General features: G+C 69.5%; 20 protein-coding genes. 10 read left to right on the forward strand and 10 right to left on the reverse strand.

From position 1 onward, the window contains the following. Positions 1-43: 43 nt before the first annotated feature. On the reverse strand, positions 44-910 hold the full coding sequence (locus M4I32_RS03600) for a hypothetical protein (RefSeq protein WP_319033119.1): 867 nt from the start codon (positions 908-910) through the stop codon (positions 44-46). A gap of 7 nt (positions 911-917) precedes the next feature. After that, the gene (locus tag M4I32_RS03605) at positions 918-1,382 is read right to left on the reverse strand and encodes a DUF3817 domain-containing protein (RefSeq protein WP_319033120.1); all 465 of its coding nucleotides are present in this window, start codon (positions 1,380-1,382) and stop codon (positions 918-920) included. A 140-nt stretch (positions 1,383-1,522) separates the two neighbouring features. Between M4I32_RS03605 and M4I32_RS03610 the strand changes: the two genes are divergently transcribed. From M4I32_RS03610 to M4I32_RS03620, 3 genes are read left to right on the forward strand one after another with little or no spacing between them, the layout of a single operon-like run. After that, positions 1,523-2,098 (forward strand): DUF6790 family protein, encoded by a 576-nt coding sequence (locus M4I32_RS03610; RefSeq protein WP_319033121.1) that lies wholly within the window; start codon positions 1,523-1,525, stop codon positions 2,096-2,098. Between the two features lie 21 nt (positions 2,099-2,119). Then, positions 2,120-3,103: an EI24 domain-containing protein gene (locus M4I32_RS03615; RefSeq protein ID WP_319033122.1), complete on the forward strand. Its 984-nt coding sequence runs from the start codon at positions 2,120-2,122 to the stop codon at positions 3,101-3,103. Between the two features lie 5 nt (positions 3,104-3,108). After that, positions 3,109-4,242, forward strand: a complete 1,134-nt coding sequence (locus M4I32_RS03620) for a class I SAM-dependent methyltransferase (protein WP_319033123.1) — start codon at positions 3,109-3,111, stop codon at positions 4,240-4,242. Positions 4,243-4,266: 24 nt separating this feature from the next. Here the strand turns inward: M4I32_RS03620 and M4I32_RS03625 are convergent, their stop codons facing one another. The 6 genes from M4I32_RS03625 to M4I32_RS03650 form a co-directional block, all read right to left on the reverse strand. After that, the gene (locus M4I32_RS03625) at positions 4,267-4,650 is read right to left on the reverse strand and encodes a hypothetical protein (protein ID WP_319033124.1); all 384 of its coding nucleotides are present in this window, start codon (positions 4,648-4,650) and stop codon (positions 4,267-4,269) included. 144 nt (positions 4,651-4,794) lie between these two features. Further along, entirely contained in the window at positions 4,795-5,775 is a 981-nt protein-coding gene (nrdF, locus tag M4I32_RS03630) for a class 1b ribonucleoside-diphosphate reductase subunit beta (RefSeq protein ID WP_319033125.1), read from the reverse strand. 49 nt (positions 5,776-5,824) lie between these two features. Continuing rightward, positions 5,825-7,924 (reverse strand): class 1b ribonucleoside-diphosphate reductase subunit alpha, encoded by a 2,100-nt coding sequence (gene nrdE, locus M4I32_RS03635; RefSeq protein ID WP_413466779.1) that lies wholly within the window; start codon positions 7,922-7,924, stop codon positions 5,825-5,827. 44 nt (positions 7,925-7,968) lie between these two features. Beyond that, complete coding sequence (gene nrdI / locus M4I32_RS03640) at positions 7,969-8,403, reverse strand: class Ib ribonucleoside-diphosphate reductase assembly flavoprotein NrdI (protein ID WP_319033127.1); 435 nt, start codon at positions 8,401-8,403, stop codon at positions 7,969-7,971. 70 nt (positions 8,404-8,473) lie between these two features. Continuing rightward, on the reverse strand, positions 8,474-8,707 hold the full coding sequence (nrdH, locus tag M4I32_RS03645; protein ID WP_319033348.1) for a glutaredoxin-like protein NrdH: 234 nt from the start codon (positions 8,705-8,707) through the stop codon (positions 8,474-8,476). Between the two features lie 346 nt (positions 8,708-9,053). Then, positions 9,054-9,458 carry a pilus assembly protein CpaE gene (locus tag M4I32_RS03650; RefSeq protein WP_319033128.1) on the reverse strand — a complete coding sequence of 135 codons (405 nt, stop codon included), beginning with the start codon at positions 9,456-9,458 and terminating at the stop codon, positions 9,054-9,056. 65 nt (positions 9,459-9,523) lie between these two features. Between M4I32_RS03650 and M4I32_RS03655 the strand changes: the two genes are divergently transcribed. From M4I32_RS03655 to M4I32_RS03675, 5 genes are all read left to right on the forward strand, one after another. Further along, positions 9,524-10,282, forward strand: coding sequence for an alpha/beta hydrolase (locus M4I32_RS03655; protein WP_319033129.1), 759 nt, complete (start codon positions 9,524-9,526; stop codon positions 10,280-10,282). After that, a complete protein-coding gene (locus M4I32_RS03660; protein ID WP_319033130.1) occupies positions 10,279-11,457 on the forward strand; it encodes an acyl-CoA dehydrogenase family protein in 1,179 nt (392 codons plus the stop codon). The genes M4I32_RS03655 and M4I32_RS03660 overlap by 4 nt, the downstream gene beginning before the upstream one ends. Before the next feature lie 86 nt (positions 11,458-11,543). After that, on the forward strand, positions 11,544-12,674 hold the full coding sequence (locus M4I32_RS03665) for a hypothetical protein (protein ID WP_319033131.1): 1,131 nt from the start codon (positions 11,544-11,546) through the stop codon (positions 12,672-12,674). 34 nt (positions 12,675-12,708) lie between these two features. Then, positions 12,709-13,731 carry an aldo/keto reductase gene (locus M4I32_RS03670; protein WP_319033132.1) on the forward strand — a complete coding sequence of 341 codons (1,023 nt, stop codon included), beginning with the start codon at positions 12,709-12,711 and terminating at the stop codon, positions 13,729-13,731. A gap of 39 nt (positions 13,732-13,770) precedes the next feature. Beyond that, complete coding sequence (locus M4I32_RS03675) at positions 13,771-15,045, forward strand: DUF445 domain-containing protein (RefSeq protein ID WP_319033133.1); 1,275 nt, start codon at positions 13,771-13,773, stop codon at positions 15,043-15,045. 26 nt (positions 15,046-15,071) lie between these two features. Here M4I32_RS03675 and gdhA read toward each other — a convergent pair whose 3' ends face one another. Together gdhA and M4I32_RS03685 are read right to left on the reverse strand one after the other, a co-directional pair. Continuing rightward, positions 15,072-16,421 (reverse strand): NADP-specific glutamate dehydrogenase, encoded by a 1,350-nt coding sequence (gene gdhA / locus M4I32_RS03680; protein WP_319033134.1) that lies wholly within the window; start codon positions 16,419-16,421, stop codon positions 15,072-15,074. A gap of 32 nt (positions 16,422-16,453) precedes the next feature. Further along, positions 16,454-17,083 carry a hypothetical protein gene (locus tag M4I32_RS03685; RefSeq protein ID WP_319033135.1) on the reverse strand — a complete coding sequence of 210 codons (630 nt, stop codon included), beginning with the start codon at positions 17,081-17,083 and terminating at the stop codon, positions 16,454-16,456. Positions 17,084-17,186: 103 nt separating this feature from the next. Between M4I32_RS03685 and M4I32_RS03690 the strand changes: the two genes are divergently transcribed. Beyond that, the gene (locus M4I32_RS03690; RefSeq protein WP_319033136.1) at positions 17,187-17,645 is read left to right on the forward strand and encodes a hypothetical protein; all 459 of its coding nucleotides are present in this window, start codon (positions 17,187-17,189) and stop codon (positions 17,643-17,645) included. A gap of 28 nt (positions 17,646-17,673) precedes the next feature. Then, positions 17,674-18,720, forward strand: a complete 1,047-nt coding sequence (locus tag M4I32_RS03695) for an NAD(P)H-dependent flavin oxidoreductase (RefSeq protein ID WP_319033137.1) — start codon at positions 17,674-17,676, stop codon at positions 18,718-18,720. Position 18,721: the final 1 nt, after the last annotated feature.

The raw sequence follows: 18,721 nt of genomic DNA on the forward strand, positions 1-18,721 counted from the left end.
TATCAAGTTCAACACGGGAGGCGCCGGGATATTCCCGGGGCCGTCAGCTGCGAAAACGCGGGTCCGGGTCGTGCCAGAGCTCCACGGTCTGCGTCACCCAGAACACGCCGAACAGCACCAGCGCGAGGATCTCGCCCCAGAGCACGATCGGCACGCCCCAGTCCGCCGCCAGGTCGATGCCCGCGAGCCGCAGCGTGAGCACGACCACCAGCACCGCGATGGTCACGACGATCCCGCCGGCGACCACGAGGTACAGACCGCGGATGCCGCCACCCCGGCGCCCGCGTGTCGGCGCGACGGCATCGATCGCTGCCACCGCGGCGATGAGCGCGAAGAACGCCACGGTCGCCGTGACGTGGGCGTAGGCCAGAAACCCCGCGGGCGCCAGCGCGAACCACAGTCCGGTGCCGATCACCAGCGTCGCCGCCGCACCGAGCGCCACCCGGAACCCGTGCGTCATGGTCGCCTGCACGCGGGCCAGCGCGAGCGCCGCCACGAGGCCGAGCACCCCCACGATCACGAGCGAGATCACTCCCGTGGCAACGGTGGGCACGTACTCCTCCGGCACGCAGGTCGCCGCCGTCGGGCAGACGGCCGCCGAGCCGGGCGCGTCCCCGGGGCCGACGGGCGTGGGCACCACCGCGATCACGACGGCGAGGATCGCCGCGTTGTCGAGCAGGGCCTGCTCGAGGCTGCGCCCCGAGAGGGCGATCAACGCGGCGGCCACGGCGAAGATCGCGCCGACGAACAGGTCGCGCGCGGGGGTGTAATAGGCCGCGCTCAGCGACGTGACGGGGCCCGCGATGATCGCGCCCGTCACGACGCCGACGATCAGCAGCAGCACGGCTCCGACGATGCCCACCCGCACGTAGCGATAGGTGCGGCTGGTCGAGGTGGTGCGAACGCGCATGGGCGGGCTACTCCCGTCCGCCGGGCGGGCCCAGGATCAGCAGCACCACGAACAGCAGCACCACGGCGGCGGCGATGAGCAGCGCCAGCATCCACGGTCGCCGAAGGAACCAGCGCATGAGGCGATCGTGCCAGGCGCTGTCGCGCGGGTCGGAGGTGGCCGTCAGCCGCCACGGGCCATCCAGCCGCCGGGAGCGATGCAGCCAGATCTCGGTCGGGATCGTGGCGTAGGGGATGATGGCGCTCGCGATCGCGACGATCGTCGGCCCCGCTCGCCAGCGCTGGTTCTTGGCCACGAGGATCGCGGTCGCGCCGTAGGAGAGGAAGACGAAGCCGTGGATGCCGCCGCCGATGGTGACGGCGATCGCGAGATCCGCGGTGGCCCGCAGGATCAGTCCCCCGATCAGCAGCGTCCAAGAGATGGCCTCGGCGATCGCGAGAGTGCGGAACAGCGACAGCGGCGTGCGGAACACAGGACTCCTTCGGGCAGTGCCAGACCAGCCTACGTACCCCCCGCGCCGGTTCCGTGCGCACGGCGCGCGACACGGCGGCATCCCGCCGATACTCTGGCGACGGCACGCCACGGCGGCGGCCGCACTCGGAGGGGAGTGTCATGGACGAACTGATCGGCGAGAGCATCGAGCTGGTGCTGTCGAACTTCACGGTGACCCTGTTCGTCCTCGGCCTCGTCACCGCGGGGATCGGGATGCTGCGTACCCGGCGCCGGCGGGGCGAGCTGCGGCCCGTGCAGGTGTGGGGCGCCCTGCTCAACCACTTCCTGCTGCTGTCGGTGGGCGTCAGCTACGTCTACAACTTCGTCATGCACAGCATCTTCGGCGACTTCACGGCGCAGATCATCGGCTGGGACCAGAGCCCGTTCCAGCTCGAGGTGGCATTCGCCAGCCTGGGCTTCGCGGCCGTCGGCTTCCTCGCCTTCCCCCGGCGCCAGCACTGGATGGTCAAGCTCGCGGCACTGCTCGGGCCGGCGCTGTTCCTCTGGGGCGCCGCCGGCGGGCACGTCTATCAGATCCTCACGGCCGGCAACGAGGCGCAGGGCAATTCGGGCAGCATCCTCTACACCGACGTGCTGCTGCCCATCGTGGGGTTCTTCTTCCTGTGGGGCTACGTCACCACGTGGCGCCGGGAGCACGAGGCGATCCAGCAGGCGGTGCTCGTCGACGTCGGCTGATCGCCTCGTAGTGTGGTCAGGATGCGCGAATTCTTCTCGGGGGTGACCCTGCTGGCGCGGGGGTTCGGCTGGTGGCGCCGGCGCCCGGCGACGATGGCGCTGGGCCTGATCCCCGCGGCCCTCGTCGGGTTGGTGCTGCTCGCCGCACTCGTGGCGCTCGCGTGGAACCTGCCGGCGCTCACCCAGGCCGTCACCCCGTTCGCCGAGGACTGGCCGGGGTTGTGGGCCACCGTCATCCGGCTGGCGGCAGGCACCGCCATGCTCGGCGCCTCGCTCGTGCTGGTGGCCGTGTCGTTCACGGCGCTGACGCTCGTGGTGGGCGAACCCTTCTACGACCGCATCTGGCGCGCCGTGGAGCGCGACTGCGCCCGCGCGGCCTCCGCCGCCTCCCCAGCCCACCCCCGCGAGTCGCCACAAAACGCCCCATCCGGCGCCCCCGGAGGACATTCATTGGCGAGCGGTGCGCATGCCTCCCCACCCCACCCCGACGAGTCGCCAGATAATGTCGCCTCCGGCGCCTCCAGCCGACATTCTTTGGCGACCCGTGGGCAGGATCGGCCTACCGGCGAGCAGGGCGGGGCGGATGCCGGGGGCGTACCCGACGCGGGGTACGGGTTCTGGCGGGGCGTGGGTGACGCCGTCTCGCTCGTCGCGCGCGGCGTGCTGATCGCGGTGGTCGCGGGCCTGCTCGGCTTCATCCCCGTCGTCGGCGGAGTCATCGCCACCGTCACCGGCGTCACGGCGACGGGCTGGCTGCTGGCCGACGAGCTGTCGTCTCGGGCGCTCACCGCGCGCGGGATGGACCGCGCCACGCGCCGCACCCTGCTGCGCGCGCACCGGGCCCGCGCGCTCGGGTTCGGCTTCGCGACGCAGCTGTGCTTTCTCGTGCCCCTCGGCGCCGTCGCCACGATGCCGGCCGCGGTCGCCGGGTCGACACTCCTCGCCCGCTCGCTCGTCGCCGACCAGCCACCGGCTCAGGACCCCGGTGGCGGACGGCTACCGTAGAGCGCGTGGATCTGCCCCTCGACACCCTGCGGCGCTGGCCCGACGTCGAGGCCGGCGACCTGCGGGCCTCGGATGCCGCCGACCGGCTGGTCCTCGACGAGTCCGCCACGGCGCGGGCCACCGTCTCGGCCGACGAGATCGCCGTGATCGGCGACACGCACGGCGCGCTCACGCTCTCGGTGGCGGCGGCGTTCGACGATCGCGCAGCCTCGGGCCTCGGCATCCGCGTGCATCAGGACGACCTGGTGGGCGAGCAGGCCCTCGCCGCCAACGCGGAGCGCGTTGGCCTCGGCCTCACATATCGTTCCCTGCCCCTGACCGCCGAGACCGTGCAGGACGCCCGCGTCGTCCTGATGCGGCTGCCGCGCTCCCTCGACGCGCTGCGCGACGTCGCGGGACTGATCGCCGCCCACGCGGCGCCGGACGTGGCGGTATATGCCGGCGGGCGCATCAAGCATATGACCGTCGCGATGAACGACGTGCTGCGCGAGAGCTTCGCCGCGCTCGACGTGACGCACGCCCGGCAGAAATCACGCGTGCTGCTGGCACGCGCCCCGCGCGAGGGGCGCGAGCCCGTCGCCAGGCAGGCCGCGGTCGATGGGATCGTCGTCTGCGCCTACGGCGGCGTGTTCGCCGGCGCCACCATCGACATCGGCACCCGGATGCTGCTCGCGCAGCTGCCCGCCGTGATCCCCGGCTCCGCGGATGATGTCGCCATCGACCTGGGGTGCGGCACGGGCGTGGTCGGCGCCGCGCTGGCGGTGCGGCATCCCGACCTGCGGGTCTATGCCTGCGACCGGTCAGCGGCCGCCGTGGCATCCGCCCGCGAGACCGCCGCTGCGAACGGCGTCGCCGACCGCCTGAGCGTGAACCGCGACGACGGACTGGCCTCACGCGAGGACGGCAGCGCGTCGTTCATCGCGCTGAACCCGCCGTTCCACAGCGGCGCCGCCGTGCACGAAGGTCTCGCGCCACGCCTGTTCGCGGAGGCGGCGCGCGTGCTTCGCCCGGGCGGCGAGCTGTGGACGGTGTGGAACTCGCACCTGCGTTACCGCCCGGCGCTCGAGCGCGTCGTGGGCCCGACACGCCAGATCGCGCGCAACGCGAAGTTCACGGTCACCGCCTCGATCCGGCGCTGACCGCGCGCGCCATCGCGTGGCCCTTCAGCGCCCGCGTGTCGACCACCACGCCCACACGACGAGCGCGGGCTGGAAGAACAGCCGCACCAGGCGCTTGCGGTCGGTGTCGAGGCCGAACCCGTCGCGCTTCTTCGCGTACTGCTCGATGTTGCCGGGGAACACGGCGATGAAGAAGGCCGCGAGGATCGCTCCGACGCGGCCGCGCGACTCCGGCAGCACCACGAGCGCGGCACCGAGCATCACCTCGACCACGCCGGAGGCGACGACGACGGCATCCTTGTCGAGCGGGGTGCGCTCGGTCGTCCAGTCGGGAACCTGCGCCTGGAACGCCCCGCGGCCCCACAGCAGGTGGCTGAGTCCGGCGAAGATCATGGCGGATGCGAGGGCCCAGCGCGCGACAGTTCTCATGCGCCCAGCCAACCACGATCCGTCCTCGGTGCCGAGAAACCACCGTTCGCGCGAAACGCCGCGCGATGCGGCCGGTCTCACGCAAACGGTGGTTTGTCACGCGGACTAAGAGGCCCCGCGCGCGCGAAACGCCGCAGAAATCGCTTAGAAGTCCCAGTCCTCGTCTTCGGTCGCGACGGCCTTGCCGATGACGTACGACGAGCCCGAGCCCGAGAAGAAGTCGTGATTCTCGTCCGAGTTCGGTGACAGCGCCGACAGGATCGCCGGGTTCACGTCGGTGACGCTCGAGGGGAACATCGCCTCGTAGCCGAGGTTCATCAGCGCCTTGTTGGCGTTGTAGTGCAGGAACTTCTTGACGTCTTCGCTCAGGCCGACGCTGTCGTAGAGGTCCTGCGTGTACTGCACCTCGTTGTCGTAGAGCTCGTACAGCAGCGAGAACGTGTAGTCCTTGATCTCGTCGCGCTCGGCCTGGCTGACCTTCTCGAGCCCCTTCTGGAACTTGTACCCGATGTAGTACCCGTGCACGGCCTCATCGCGGATGATCAAGCGGATCAGGTCGGCCGTGTTCGTCAGCTTGGCGCGCGACGACCAGTGCATCGGCAGGTAGAAGCCGGAGTAGAACAGAAAGCTCTCGAGCAGGGTCGAGGCGACCTTGCGCTTGAGGGGGTTGTCGCCCTGGTAGTACTCCATGACGATCGAGGCCTTCTTCTGAAGGTTCGGGTTCTCGACCGACCAGCGGAACGCCTCGTCGATCTCGCGCGTCGAGCACAGCGTCGAGAAGATCGACGAGTAGCTCTTGGCGTGCACCGACTCCATGAACGCGATGTTCGTGTAGACGGCCTCCTCGTGGGGCGTGATCGCGTCGGGGATGAGTGAGACGGCGCCCACGGTGCCCTGGATCGTGTCGAGCAACGTCAGGCCCGTGAACACCCGCATCGTGAGGGTCTGCTCGTCGGGGGTGAGCGTGTTCCACGACTGGATGTCGTTGGACAGCGGCACCTTCTCGGGCAGCCAGAAGTTGTTGACGAGACGGTTCCAGACCTCGAGGTCCTTGTCATCCTCGATGCGGTTCCAGTTGATCGCCTGCACGTGGTCGAGCAGCTTGAGGCTTTCGGGAGGAGTCATGAGCGGTCCTTGATGACGGTCGTTGAGCGGGCGAAGCGAGACGAAACGGTCACAGCATGCACGAGACGCACTCGCTCATGTCGGTGCCCTCGAGCGCCAGCTGGCGCAGGCGGATGTAGTAGATCGTCTTGATGCCCTTGCGCCAGGCGTAGATCTGCGCCCTGTTGATGTCGCGGGTCGTGGCGGTGTCCTTGAAGAACAGCGTCAGCGACAGGCCCTGGTCGACGTGCTGGGTGGCGGCGGCGTAGGTGTCGATGACCTTCTCGTAGCCGATCTCGTACGCGTCCTGGTAGTACTCCAGGTTGTCGTTCGTCATGAACGGCGCCGGGTAGTAGACGCGGCCGAGCTTGCCCTCCTTGCGGATCTCGATCTTCGACGCGATCGGGTGGATCGACGACGTCGAGTTGTTGATGTACGAGATCGAGCCGGTCGGCGGCACCGCCTGCAGGTTCTGGTTGTAGATGCCGTGGGCCTGGATCGAGGCCTTCAGCTCGCGCCAGTCGTCCTGCGTAGGAATGTGCTTGCCGGCGAACAGCTGCGCGACGCGCTCGGTCTCGGGCACCCACGCGGTGTCGATGTACTTGTCGAAGAACTCCCCCGACGCGTAGGCCGAGTCGGCGAAGCCGTCGAACGCCTGCCCCCGCTCGATCGCGAGCCGGTTGGAGGCGCGCAGCGCGTGGAAGAGCACCGTGTAGAAGTAGATGTTCGTGAAGTCCACGCCCTCGGCCGAGCCGTAGTGCACGCGCTCGCGGGCGAGGTAGCCGTGCAGGTTCATCTGCCCGAGCCCGATCGCGTGCGAACGGTCGTTGCCGTCCTCGATCGAGCGCACCGAGCCGATGTGGCTCTGGTCGCTCACGGCGGTGAGGGCGCGGATGGCGGTCTCGACCGTCTGGCCGAGGTCATCGGCATCCATCGCCAGGGCGATGTTCATCGACCCGAGGTTGCACGAGATGTCCTTGCCGATCTGGTCGTACGAGAGGTCCTCGTTGAACGTCGTCGGCGTGTTCACCTGCAGGATCTCGCTGCAGAGGTTGGACATGTTGATGCGGCCCTTGATCGGGTTGGCCTTGTTCACCGTGTCCTCGAACATGATGTACGGGTAGCCCGACTCGAACTGGATCTCGGCGAGCGTCTGGAAGAACGAGCGCGCGTTGATCTTCGTCTTCTTGATGCGCGGGTCGTCGACCATCTCGCGGTACTTCTCGGTGACCGAGATGTCGCCGAACGGCATCCCGTAGACCTTCTCGACGTCGTACGGCGAGAACAGGTACATGTCCTCGTCGTTCTTGGCCAGCTCGAACGTGATGTCGGGCACGACGACGCCCAGCGACAGCGTCTTGATGCGGATCTTCTCGTCGGCGTTCTCGCGCTTGGTGTCGAGGAAGCGCAGGATGTCGGGGTGGTGGGCCGACAGGTACACGGCTCCCGCACCCTGGCGCGCGCCCAGCTGGTTGGCGTAGCTGAAGCTGTCTTCGAGCAGCTTCATGACGGGGATGATGCCCGAGGACTGGTTCTCGATCTGCTTGATCGGCGCGCCGGCCTCGCGGATGTTCGACAGCAGCAGCGCCACGCCACCGCCGCGCTTGGACAGCTGCAGCGCCGAGTTGATGCCGCGCGCGATCGACTCCATGTTGTCTTCGATGCGCAGCAGGAAGCACGACACCAGCTCGCCGCGCTGGGCCTTGCCCGCGTTGAGGAACGTGGGCGTCGCGGGCTGGAAGCGACCGGAGATGATCTCTTCGACCAGGCTCACCGCCACCTTCTCGTCGCCGTCGGCGAGGGCGAGCGCGGTCATCACGACACGGTCCTCGAACCGCTCGAGGTACCGCTTGCCGTCGAAGGTCTTCAGCGTGTAGCTGGTGTAGTACTTGAACGCCCCGAGGAACGTCTCGAAGCGGAACTTCTTGTCGTACGCCAGATCGTTCAGGCGCTGGATGAACTCCAGCGAGTACTTCGCCAGCACCGTGGGGTCGTAGTACTCCTTCTCGACGAGGTAGTCGAGGCGCTCCTTGAGCGAGTGGAAGAACACGGTGTTCTGGTTGACGTGCTGCAGGAAGTACTCGCGCGCCGCGCGCTTGTCGGCGTCGAACTGGATCTTGCCGTCCGCGCCATACAGGTTGAGCATCGCGTTGAGCGAGTGGTAGTCCATCTGCTCGAACGCGGGGTTGTGCTTGAAGGTCGAGACCTCGTCGGTCAGTACAGCTGCCACCATCGTTCCAATCCGTCGCGTACGCGATCGACGTCTTCCGGCGTGCCGAACAGTTCGAGCCGATACAAGTGCGGCACGTGGCACTTGCGGCTGATGATGTCACCGGCGAGGCAGAACGCGTCGCCGAAATTCGTGTTTCCCGCGGCGATGACGCCGCGGATGTTCGCCCGGTTGCCCGGATCGTTCAGAAAGTGGATCACCTGCTTCGGCACCGCTCCGCGTTCCTCCCCGCGCCCTTCGCCGCCGCCGTAGGTCGGCGTGACCAGCACGTAGGGCTCCTCGACCATAAGCGGGGGCTCCGATGCGTGCAGCGGAATGCGCGTCGCCGGCATCCCGAGTTTGGCGATGAAGCGCGCCGTGTTCTCCGAGACGCTGGAGAAGTAGACCAGTCTCGGCGCTTGCGTTGCCACCGCGGTCATGGGCCCCCCCGTCGCCGAGTGTGTCGAGAAGCGGGTTGTGGTGAGGGATGCCGGTCGCCCGGCGGGCCGGTCAGGCCAGGCGCGAGGCGAGCTCGTCGATCTTGTCGGGACGGAAGCCCGACCAGTGGTCCTCGTCGGTGATCACGACGGGGGCCTGCAGGTAGCCGAGCGACTTGACCTGCTCGAGCGCGGAGGGATCCTGCGAGAGGTCCAGGACGTTGTACTCGAGGCCCTTGGAGTCGAGGGCCCGGTAGGTGGCGTTGCACTGGACGCACGAGGGCTTGGTGTAGACGGTGATCGCCATGGCGGCCTTCATCCCCTTACTTTCGGTCTGATTCTGTTGGTCGGGCCGGCGTCCCCCCACCGGGAGTCCAATACTACATATGGGGACGGACATCGGAAGCAACCACAAGGGGTAGTAGTTACATTCGTGTGATTATCCGCGACTCATCCACCGCCCCTCACAATTTCTCCACCGTTTCATCCACAGGCCGGCGGCGTCCGCGCCGCCCCCGAGGGGCGAGAAGACGCGGTTCTCCCGGCCCTCCTCCCACGCTGTCCACAGGTGGGGATGACGCAGCCCGGATCCGGCGCGGATCCGCTGCCGCACATCCGCCCCGGCGTGTCGCACGTGCGCGGCGTCGGGCCGGTCATCGGATGCGGCGCAGCACCTGCAGCAGCGCGAGCGCGTAGGCATCGGCCGGCTCGGGATGGTCGAAGACGACCCGCTCGCCGGAGAACTCGATCTCGACCTCGTGGGTGTCGGCGCGGCGGGTGAGGGACCGGAACGACCCGCGCAGCAGCTCGCGCAGCTGATCCTCCGACGGCAGCCACAGCGCGTCCTCGAGCGCGACGGAGTCGAGCGCCCACTCGGTCGTGCCGTTGAAGGCCAGCACGACGCCGGTCGCGTACTCGTGCGGCTCGATCGTCATCTCACTGACCGTGAACACGTCGGCCTCGAACTCCGGTTCGTCGAGCTGAAACCGGTCACCCGATCGGGGCCGCCAGCGCAGGCCCGTGGCCCGCAGCGCCCGCGCCAGCTCGGTCGAGATCATGCCCCCATTGTGCCCACGCCCTCGCCACCCCGGGTCGTGTTCGGCGCTTTCCGTAGGCTGGGCGGATGCCGGCACCCCTCACTCTTCCGCGCACCTCATGGGGCGCCCCCGCCGCTCCCCGCCGCGCGCTGCTCGTGCACGGCCTCGGGTCGACCGGCGCGTTGATGTGGCGGTTCGGCGCCACCCTCGCCGACGAGGGCTGGCGCGCCATCGCCGTGGACCTGCGTGGTCACGGCACCGCCCCGCGGGCCCTCGACTACACGATCGCCGCCTACGCCGCCGACCTGGCGCACACGGTGCCGGATGCCGGCGAGCCCTGGGACCTCGTCATCGGTCACTCCCTCGGCGGCGCCGCGGCCGTCGTCGCCGGCGCCGAGCACCCCGGCTGGGCGCGCCGGCTGGTGCTCGTCGACCCCGGGATCGTCGTCGACGAGCGCGACGGCGAGGTGATCCGAGCCAGCCAGCAGGCGGCGTTCGCCCACCCGTCCGAAGCGACGATCCGCGCCGAGCATCCCGGCTGGCACCCGCACGACGTCGAGCTGAAGGCCGTGGCGGCCGTGCAGGCCAGCCGGCACGCGGTGGAGCAGACCGGCATCCAGAACTCCCCGTGGGACGTGCGGGCCCACGCGATCCGCGTGACGGTGCCCGCCCACGTGATCGCCGCGGACCCGGCGGTCTACAGCCTGTTCAGCGGCCCCGTCGCCGAGGGAATCCTCGCGGCCAATCCCCTGTTCACCCTCACGACGGTCGCCGGCGCGGGGCACTCCCCCCACCGCGACAAGCCCGACGAGACGATGCGCATGCTGCGGGAGATCCTGACGTGACCCACACCCCCTTCGACCCCGCCGACGTTCTCGACGAGGCGCTGCTGCAGCGCATCCGCGAGCGCGCCGCCGGCCACGACGCCGCCAACACGTTCCCCCACGACGACCTGGGCGATCTGCGCGAAGCCGGGTATCTCGGCATCCTGGTGCCGGCCGACCGCGGCGGGGCGGGGCTGAGCCTCGCCGATGCCGCGGTGCTGCAGCAGCGGTTGGCGGGAGCCGCCCCCGCCACGGCCCTGGCCGTGAACATGCACCTGGTCTGGACGGGTGTGGCCAAGGTGCTGCGCGAGCGGGGCATCGACGACCTGGCCTTCGTGCAGCACGGCGCGGCCGCCGGCGAGCTGTTCGCCTTCGGCATCAGCGAGGCGGGCAACGACCTGGTGCTCTTCGGCAGCGACACGGATGCCGCGCCGCAGCCGGACGGGGCGTATTCCTTCACCGGCACGAAGATCTTCACCTCGCTCGCACCGGCCTGGACCCACCTGGGGCTGCACGGCCTCGACACCACCTCGCCCGACGCGCCGAAGATGGTCTACGCCTTCGTCTCTCGCACCGAGGCGGACGCCGGGCGCGTGCACACCCGCGACGACTGGGACTCGCTCGGAATGCGCGCCACGCAGAGCCGCACGACCGAGCTGCACGCGGCCCTCGCACCCGCCGACCGGGTGGTGCGCCGCGTGGACCCCGGCCCGAACCCCGATCCGATCGTCTTCGGCATCTTCAGCGTCTTCGAGATCCTGCTCGCCGCCGTCTACACGGGCATCGCCCGCCGGGCCCTGGATGTCGCGGTCGACACCGTCGGCACCCGCACCTCGAAGAAGACCGGCAGGACGTACGCGCAAGACCCCGACATCCGCTGGCGGATCGCCGACATGGCGCTGGAGTACGACGCGCTGCCGCCGCAGATCGCCGCGATCGCCCACGACGTCGATGCCCAGGCCGACCACGGCCCGCGCTGGTTCTCGCTGCTGTCCGGCATCAAGCACCGCGCCACCGCGTCCGCCAAGCGCATCGTCGACGACGCCCTGCTGGTCTCGGGCGGATCGTCGTACGCCGCATCCTCGGAGCTGTCGCGGCTCTACCGCGATGTGATCGCCGGCGCCTTCCACCCGTCCGACCCCGAGTCGGCGCACGCAACGGTCGCGACCGCGTGGCTCGGACCGATCGAATCGTGACGGCACCAGGGCGCAGCGTCTAACGCCGTACCGCGGATGCCGCAACCCCTTTCGCCGTCGCGGAGGTGGGTCGTAGCGTGGCCCGCATGTTGCCTGCAGATCTTCCCGACACCGCCGGCCTGCTCGATCTGACCGACGCGCGCTCAGAGGCGAGCGTCACGATCGTCGCGACCTCGTCGCCCGTTCCCGCCGAACATGGGCGGGTGCGGATCGGCCTGCGCAACCTCATCGACGACGCCGAACGACAGCTCGCCGAGGGCGACGTGCCCGGCGCGAGCCAGCGGGCGGTCATCGACCCCCTGCGCGAGCTGCTCGACGAGAACGACCCGTTCTGGACGCACCAGTCCGCGTCGCTGATCATCTTCGCCTCGCCCGAGCGCATCGAGACCTTCCGGCTCGCCAACGCGGTCGAAGACCACGCGTCGGTCGGAGACCGCTTCGACACCGGGCCGCTCCTGCGCGCCATCACGTTCCCGCACCGTGCCTTCGTGCTGCAGCTGTCGAAGGGCGAGGTGCGCCTGAGCGAACTCGGCCCCGACCACCGGCTCATCGAGCGGCCCCTCGCCCTGCCGGATGACCACCACACGATCCTCGAGCGGGCCGAGAACCACGGCCAGGCCGACATGCCCCGCCCGCAGGGCACGACGGGCGATCGCCTCGAACGCGAGCGCTACTGCCGCGTCGTGCAGGACGAGCTCGTCAAGGTCGTGCCGAAGAGCATTCCCGTCATCCTCGCCGCCACGACCGACCTCGACCCGGCCTACCGCGCGGTGAACACGCATCCGCTGCTGCTCGAGAAGGGCATCGACGCCCATCCCGACTCGCTCACGGAACGCGACATCGATGGGGCGGCGCGCGGCATCCTCGACGAGCACTACGCCGCCGAACTCTCCGACTGGCGTGAGCGGTTCGGCTCCCTGCGGTCCGAAGGGCTGGCCACCTCCCGCATCGCCGAGGTCGCGGTGGCGGCGTCGGCCGCCGGCATCGACGAGCTGCTGTTCAACATGGACGACACCGCCGAGGGCACGATCGACGACTACGGGCGCATCGAGCACGCCGACGAGCCGGGCCCCGACACGTACGTGCTCGTCGACGAGATCGCCGCGCGGGTGCTCCGCAGCGGCGGGCGTGCGCGGGCGGTGCGCAACAAGGACCTGCTCGACGGCTCGCCCGTGGCGGCGACGCTGCGCTTTCCCGTGCCGGAGAACGCGAACTGAGCGCCGGCGCAGGGCGGCCTCTAGGATGAGGCCGGTGACCGTATCGCATCACCCCACCGGCCTCCTCCCCCGCACTCGGCTCGGCGACGGCCTCGTCGTCTCGGCCCTCGGCTACGGCGCCATGAGCCTCTCGGACGTCTACGGCCCTGTAGCTGATGACCAGGCTCTGGCCACGCTCACCCACGCCGTCGACGCCGGCATCACCTTCGTCGACACGGCCAACGTGTACGGGGGCGGGCGCAGTGAACGCACCATCTCTCGGCTGATCTCCACGCGACGCGACGAGATCCAGCTCGCCACCAAGTTCGGCATCGCGGGCGGGCTCATCGGCAAGCGCGAGGTGCGTGGCGACCCCGCCTACGTGCGCGAGCAGATCGATCAGAGCCTGCAGCGGCTCGGCACCGACCACGTCGACCTCTACTATCAGCACCGCGTCGACCCCAAGGTGCCGATCGAAGAGACCGTCGGTGCCATGTCCGAGCTCGTCGCGGCCGGCAAGGTGCGCCACCTCGGCCTGTCGGAAGCGACCGGCGACGAGTTGCGCCGCGCCCACGCCGTGCACCCGATCGCCGCGATCCAGACGGAGTGGAGCGTCGTCAGCCGCGACGTCGAGCGCGACGTGATCGCCGCCGCGATCGAGACCGGCACGGGTTTCGTGCCCTACTCGCCGCTCAGCCGCGCATGGCTGTGCGACGGGTTCGACCCCGCCCAGATCGGCGAGGGCGACGGCCGGCCCAAGTTCCCCCGCTTCGCGCCCGAGAACCTCTCCGCGAACGCGGCCCTGCGCGCCGAGTTCCTGGGGGTGGCCCGTGACGCGGGTGTGACCGGCGCTCAGCTGGCCCTCGCGTGGCTGTACACCCGGGCGGCCCAGCTGGGCATCGCCGTGGTGCCCATTCCCGGCTCGCGCTACGCCGCCCACGTCGACGAGTGGATGCCGGCGGTCGGCGTGACGCTCTCGGACGAGGTGATGGAGCGTCTGGACGGCTTCGCCGAGCGGATGTCGGGGAACCGCAGCTTCGACCTGGCGTGGACGAGCCAGCGCGAGACCGCCGCCTGAACCCGGCCGCGCCCGCCGACACGATGGGAGGATGACGGGATGCCGCGCACTCCCACGGCCCTGCTCTCGCCCGCCGACCGGGAGCGTCGCCGCGCGCTGCGGGTGATGAAGCGCGTCGCGCTCGGCGCCCTCCTCGCGATGGCGATCGTGTTCGCCTTCTCCTTCGTGCTGCAGGAGCGGATTCCGTGGCTGTCGTACGTGCGAGCGGCGGCCGAGGGCGGCATGGTGGGGGCGCTGGCGGACTGGTTCGCCGTGACCGCCCTGTTCCGGCATCCGCTCGGCATCCCGATTCCCCACACGGCGATCGTTCCGCGCCGCAAGGACGAGATCGGCCGCAGCCTGGGCGAGTTCATCGAGACCAACTTCCTCTCGCGCGAGATCGTGCGCGAGAAGCTCGAGCGGGTCGGCGTCGCCGACCGGGTCGGCCGGTGGCTGACCGATCCCGAGCACGCCGAGCGCGTCGCCTCGGAGGGATCCGCCGTCGCCGCGGGCGTGCTGCGCGCGCTCAGCGATGAGGACGTCAACGATCTGATCGCCGATCTGGCTCGCGAGCATCTGGTCGAGCCGGCCTGGGCGCCGGGAGCGGGCGCCTGGCTCGACCGCATCGTGCGGGCGCAGGCGCACCACGGCGCCGTCGATCTGGCCGCCGACAGCCTTGCGGCGTGGCTGGTGGCCAACCGCGACGCCTTCACGGGGCTGATCTCGCGCCGTCTGCCCGAGTGGGTCCCCTCGCTCGCGCATCGCTTCATCGACGAGCGGGTGTACCGCGAGGCGGTCGCGTTCGTCGATGCCGTGCGGGCCGACCCCCGGCATCCCGCCCGCACCGCGGTCGACGACTACCTGGCGCAGCTGTCGACCAAGCTGCAGCACGACGACGCGACGATCGCGCGCTTCGAGGGCGCGAAGGCCGCGGTCTTCGACAGCCCACGCGTGCAGGAGCTGGCGGCGCAGGCATGGCGCACGGCGAAGGCGGGGCTGCTGGCCGCGCTCGAGGATCCCTCCAGCGCCCTGCGGCGGCGCACCCGCACGGCCCTGACCGAGGTCGGGCAGCGACTCACCTCGGATGCCGCTCTCGCCCACCGGGTCGATGCCTGGACGATCGACGCGGCCACCTTCGTGATCGAGCGCTACCGACACGACATCGCCTCGGTGATCACCGACACGGTGCAGCGCTGGGACCCGGCCGAGACGACCGAGAAGATCGAGCTGATGGTCGGCCGCGACCTGCAGTACATCCGGCTGAACGGCACCATCGTCGGTGCGCTCGCGGGGCTGGCGATCCACACGATCGCGCACGCGGTGCTGATGCCGTAGCCGCCGACGCGACGTGCTCGGCGGCGTCAGATCACGCCGAGCGCGAGCATGGCGTCGGCGACCTGGGTGAATCCGGCGATGTTGGCACCAACGACGTAGTCGCCGGGGCTTCCATATTCGTCGGCGGTCTCCAGACAGCGCTGGTGGATCGAAGCCATGATCTCTTCGAGGCGCGCTTCGGTGTATCCGAAGCTCCACGAGTCGCGTGATGCGTTCTGCTGCATCTCCAGCGCACTCGTGGCGACCCCGCCCGCATTGACGGCCTTTCCCGGGGCGAACAGCACCTCGGCGTGGCGAAGAAAGTCGACGGCTTCGGGAGTCGTCGGCATGTTCGCCCCTTCGGCGACGATCCCGCAGCCGTTCGCGATCAACCGCCTCGCATCGGTCCCGTTCAGCTCGTTCTGGGTCGCGCTGGGCAGAGCGATCTCGCACGGGACCTCCCAGATCGACCCGGCGCTCACGAAACGCGCGGTAGCGCCGCGCCGCTCGGCATAGTCGCTCATGCGCCCCCGATGCTCGTTCTTGACGAGCTTGAGCAGTTCCACGTCGATACCGGTCTCGTCGACGACGTACCCCCCGGAGTCCGAGCACGCGATGACCCGTCCGCCGCGCTGTTGCACCTTCTCGATCGCATAGATCGCGACGTTTCCCGAGCCGGAGACGACCACCCGCTTGCCGTCGAACGAATCGCCGCGGGCAGCGAGCATCTCTTTGACGAAGAACACCGTGCCGTAGCCGGTGGCTTCCGTCCGCACCCGCGCACCGCCCCAGCCGAGCCCCTTGCCCGTCAGGGTGCCGGACTCGTATCGGTTGGTGATGCGCTTGTACTGCCCGAACAGATAGCCGATCTCCCGTCCACCGACGCCGATGTCACCCGCGGGCACATCCGTGTACTCCCCGATGTGGCGGTACAGCTCGGTCATGAAGGACTGGCAGAAGCGCATCACCTCTGCATCGGAACGTCCTTTCGGGTCGAAGTCCGACCCGCCCTTCGCCCCGCCGATCGGCAGGCCGGTCAACGAGTTCTTGAAGATCTGCTCGAACCCGAGGAACTTCACGATCCCCAGATAGACGGAGGGGTGGAACCGCAATCCTCCCTTGAACGGACCGAGGGCGGAGTTGAATTCGACCCGGAATCCGCGGTTGAGCTGGATTCGGCCGCCGTCGTCGACCCACGGCACACGGAAGATGATCTGTCGCTCGGGCTCGCACAGGCGACGAAGCACCTCGCCGTTGACGTACGCCGGATGCTTGGCGACGACAGGGCCGAGGCTCTCGAGCACCTCGCGGACGGCCTGGTGGAACTCGGTCTCGCCCGGATTCCGGGCGACGACCTCCTCGAAGACCGGAATCAGGTGCTCGTCCAGTGTTGACATGGGGATCCTCCTTGTGTGCGCCGCGCTCGCGGTCAGGGTGTGTCTTCGAGGGCGATGAGGCAGAGATCCGTCTCGACGAAAGGCTCCAACCGTGGTCGGATGCCAGTGCCGGCGAGACGCTGCTCGATCAGGCCCCGGTGCACCGAGCAGATGATGTCCGGATGCTGTCGGACGGCGTGCCGGAACGGGCAGGACCGGAGGAGGATCGCCGCGGGGGACGTCTCGTGCTCGGGGCTGAAGCCCATGCCGTCGAGCATGGCGACCAGGTTCCCTACGGGCTCGACCGCGTCGGGTTCGCCATAGGTGCCTCCCCAGCCGTGTCCCGCGCGTCGAGCGGTCGAAGCGGCATCCGCCCCACTCGTCGTGAGCGCGAGTGCGAGGACGTTGACCAGTTCCGCATGCACGCCGTCGTCGCCGCGCCGTGTCGCAGCGGAATACAGAACACGGGGACGACCACGGCGAACGGGGTTCTCGGCGCTGCGCACGACGACCCCGGCAGCGGTGAGCCGCTCGAGGTGGAAACGAGCCGTGGTGACGTGGAGGTGCAGCCGCTCTGCCACCGAAGCAGCGTCCACGGGGTCGGCCGAAGAGAGCAGCACATCCAGAACGCGGGTTCGACCTCGCGGCGGCGCCCCGAGGCGATCCTGGATCTGCTCGCTCATCGCTCCGCTCCCATGCCGCTCCGCACCGATGGTCACACCACCCTAGGTGAATAGAGTGGAAGAATATGCTTTCTATGCAGGACGAACCGATGAGGAGAAGGCGTTGCCCCCCGCAGTAGTCATGCGCGTCGCACTGGCGGGGATCTGGATCGGACTCATCGGAGCGCTGTCCTTCATCGAGACCCCGCTGAAGTTCCTCGCGCCCGACGTGACGCTTCCGATCGCACTCGGAATCGGTCGACTCGTGCTGACGGCGGCGAACCTCGCCGGTGCGGCTCTTCTCGCCGTTCTGGCGGCCCTCTCGTTCGTTCGACCCCGACTGCGACGCGGTGGATGGTGGGTCCTCATCGGCCTGACAGTGGTGCTGCTGACCCAGATCGCGATCATCCGGCCTCCGTTGAACGCGCGCACCGACATCATCCTCGCGGGGGGCGACCCTGGGTCGTCGCCGCTGCACGTGCTCTACGTCGTCGCGGACGCGCTGCTGATGCTGCTTCTGGTCGCCTACATCGTCCTCAGCGGCACGAGCCGTGCGACCGATGGTGCCGCACGCACGCGCTGAGGCGACGATCAGAGATCACGGAGGACTCATGCGCACTCGTCTCACCGACCGTCTCGGGCTCGATCTGCCCATCGTCCTCGGCCCGTTCGGCGGACTGTCCTCGGTCGAACTGACGACGACCGTCAGCAACGGCGGCGCGCTGGGCTCCTACGGACTCTACGGCTACACGGCCGGTCGCATCCACGCGACCGCACGGGCCCTCGCTGCCGGCACCGGCGCCCCCTTCGCCCTCAACCTCTGGCTGCCCACGGGTACGGAACGCAACCCGGCCGCCGCCGAGTGGGATGCCGCCGTCGCTGCCGCGGCTCCCCTGTTCGGCGAGCTCGGGCTGCCGCTCCCCGATCCGCCCGCGCAGTACCTGCCTCCGTTCGACGAGCAACTCGACGCGGTGCTCGACTGCGCACCCGCCGCGCTCAGCTTCGTCTACGGCGTTCCATCGCCCGGCGCGATCGAGGCCGCCGGTCGCCGCCGCATCGCGGTGATCGGCACCGCGACGACGGTGGACGAGGCAGTCGCACTCGAAGCCGGCGGGGTCGACATGATCGTGGCATCCGGAGCGGAGGCCGCCGGGCATCGTGTCTCGTTCCTCGAGCCCGAGCCCGATTCGGCCGTGGGCACGTTCGCGCTCGTGCCGCAGGTTGTGGATGCCGTATCGGTGCCGGTCATCGCAGCGGGCGGGATCGCCGACCGCCGTGGCGTTGCGGCGGCGCTCGCCCTCGGCGCCGAGGGCGTGCAGGTGGGCACTGCATTCCTCCGCACTCGCCAATCGGCTGCGAACGACGCTCACAAGAGCATCATGGCCACGACGGGCGCCCACCAGACAGTCCTCACTCGCGCCATGTCCGGACGGCTCGCTCGAGGGGCACGCAACCGCGCCGTCGAAACCATCGAGAGCGGTGGCGCGATCGCCGCGTTTCCCGCTCAGAACTGGTTGACGGGACAGTTCCGCACCGAGGCGATGCGGCGCGGAATCGGCGACCTCCAATCACTGTGGCTGGGACAAGCCGCCCCGCTCGCCCGGCTCACCGACGCACAGGCGGTGCTCGCTGAACTGGCACTCGGCCTCGCTCGCTGAA

Source organism: Microbacterium sp. LRZ72, from assembly GCF_033792225.1.
GTDB lineage: Bacteria > Actinomycetota > Actinomycetes > Actinomycetales > Microbacteriaceae > Microbacterium.

Coding starts and splice junctions, on each gene's coding strand:
- M4I32_RS03600 (WP_319033119.1), bottom strand. CDS start 910: ATGCGCGTTCGCACCACCTCGACCAGCCGCACCTATCGCTACGTGCGG.
- M4I32_RS03610 (WP_319033121.1), top strand. CDS start 1,523: ATGGACGAACTGATCGGCGAGAGCATCGAGCTGGTGCTGTCGAACTTC.
- M4I32_RS03615 (WP_319033122.1), top strand. CDS start 2,120: ATGCGCGAATTCTTCTCGGGGGTGACCCTGCTGGCGCGGGGGTTCGGC.
- M4I32_RS03625 (WP_319033124.1), bottom strand. CDS start 4,650: ATGAGAACTGTCGCGCGCTGGGCCCTCGCATCCGCCATGATCTTCGCC.
- nrdF (WP_319033125.1), bottom strand. CDS start 5,775: ATGACTCCTCCCGAAAGCCTCAAGCTGCTCGACCACGTGCAGGCGATC.
- nrdE (WP_413466779.1), bottom strand. CDS start 7,924: ATGGACTACCACTCGCTCAACGCGATGCTCAACCTGTATGGCGCGGAC.
- nrdI (WP_319033127.1), bottom strand. CDS start 8,403: ATGACCGCGGTGGCAACGCAAGCGCCGAGACTGGTCTACTTCTCCAGC.
- nrdH (WP_319033348.1), bottom strand. CDS start 8,707: ATGGCGATCACCGTCTACACCAAGCCCTCGTGCGTCCAGTGCAACGCC.
- M4I32_RS03650 (WP_319033128.1), bottom strand. CDS start 9,458: ATGATCTCGACCGAGCTGGCGCGGGCGCTGCGGGCCACGGGCCTGCGC.
- M4I32_RS03655 (WP_319033129.1), top strand. CDS start 9,524: ATGCCGGCACCCCTCACTCTTCCGCGCACCTCATGGGGCGCCCCCGCC.
- M4I32_RS03665 (WP_319033131.1), top strand. CDS start 11,544: ATGTTGCCTGCAGATCTTCCCGACACCGCCGGCCTGCTCGATCTGACC.
- M4I32_RS03675 (WP_319033133.1), top strand. CDS start 13,771: ATGCCGCGCACTCCCACGGCCCTGCTCTCGCCCGCCGACCGGGAGCGT.
- gdhA (WP_319033134.1), bottom strand. CDS start 16,421: ATGTCAACACTGGACGAGCACCTGATTCCGGTCTTCGAGGAGGTCGTC.
- M4I32_RS03685 (WP_319033135.1), bottom strand. CDS start 17,083: ATGAGCGAGCAGATCCAGGATCGCCTCGGGGCGCCGCCGCGAGGTCGA.
- M4I32_RS03695 (WP_319033137.1), top strand. CDS start 17,674: ATGCGCACTCGTCTCACCGACCGTCTCGGGCTCGATCTGCCCATCGTC.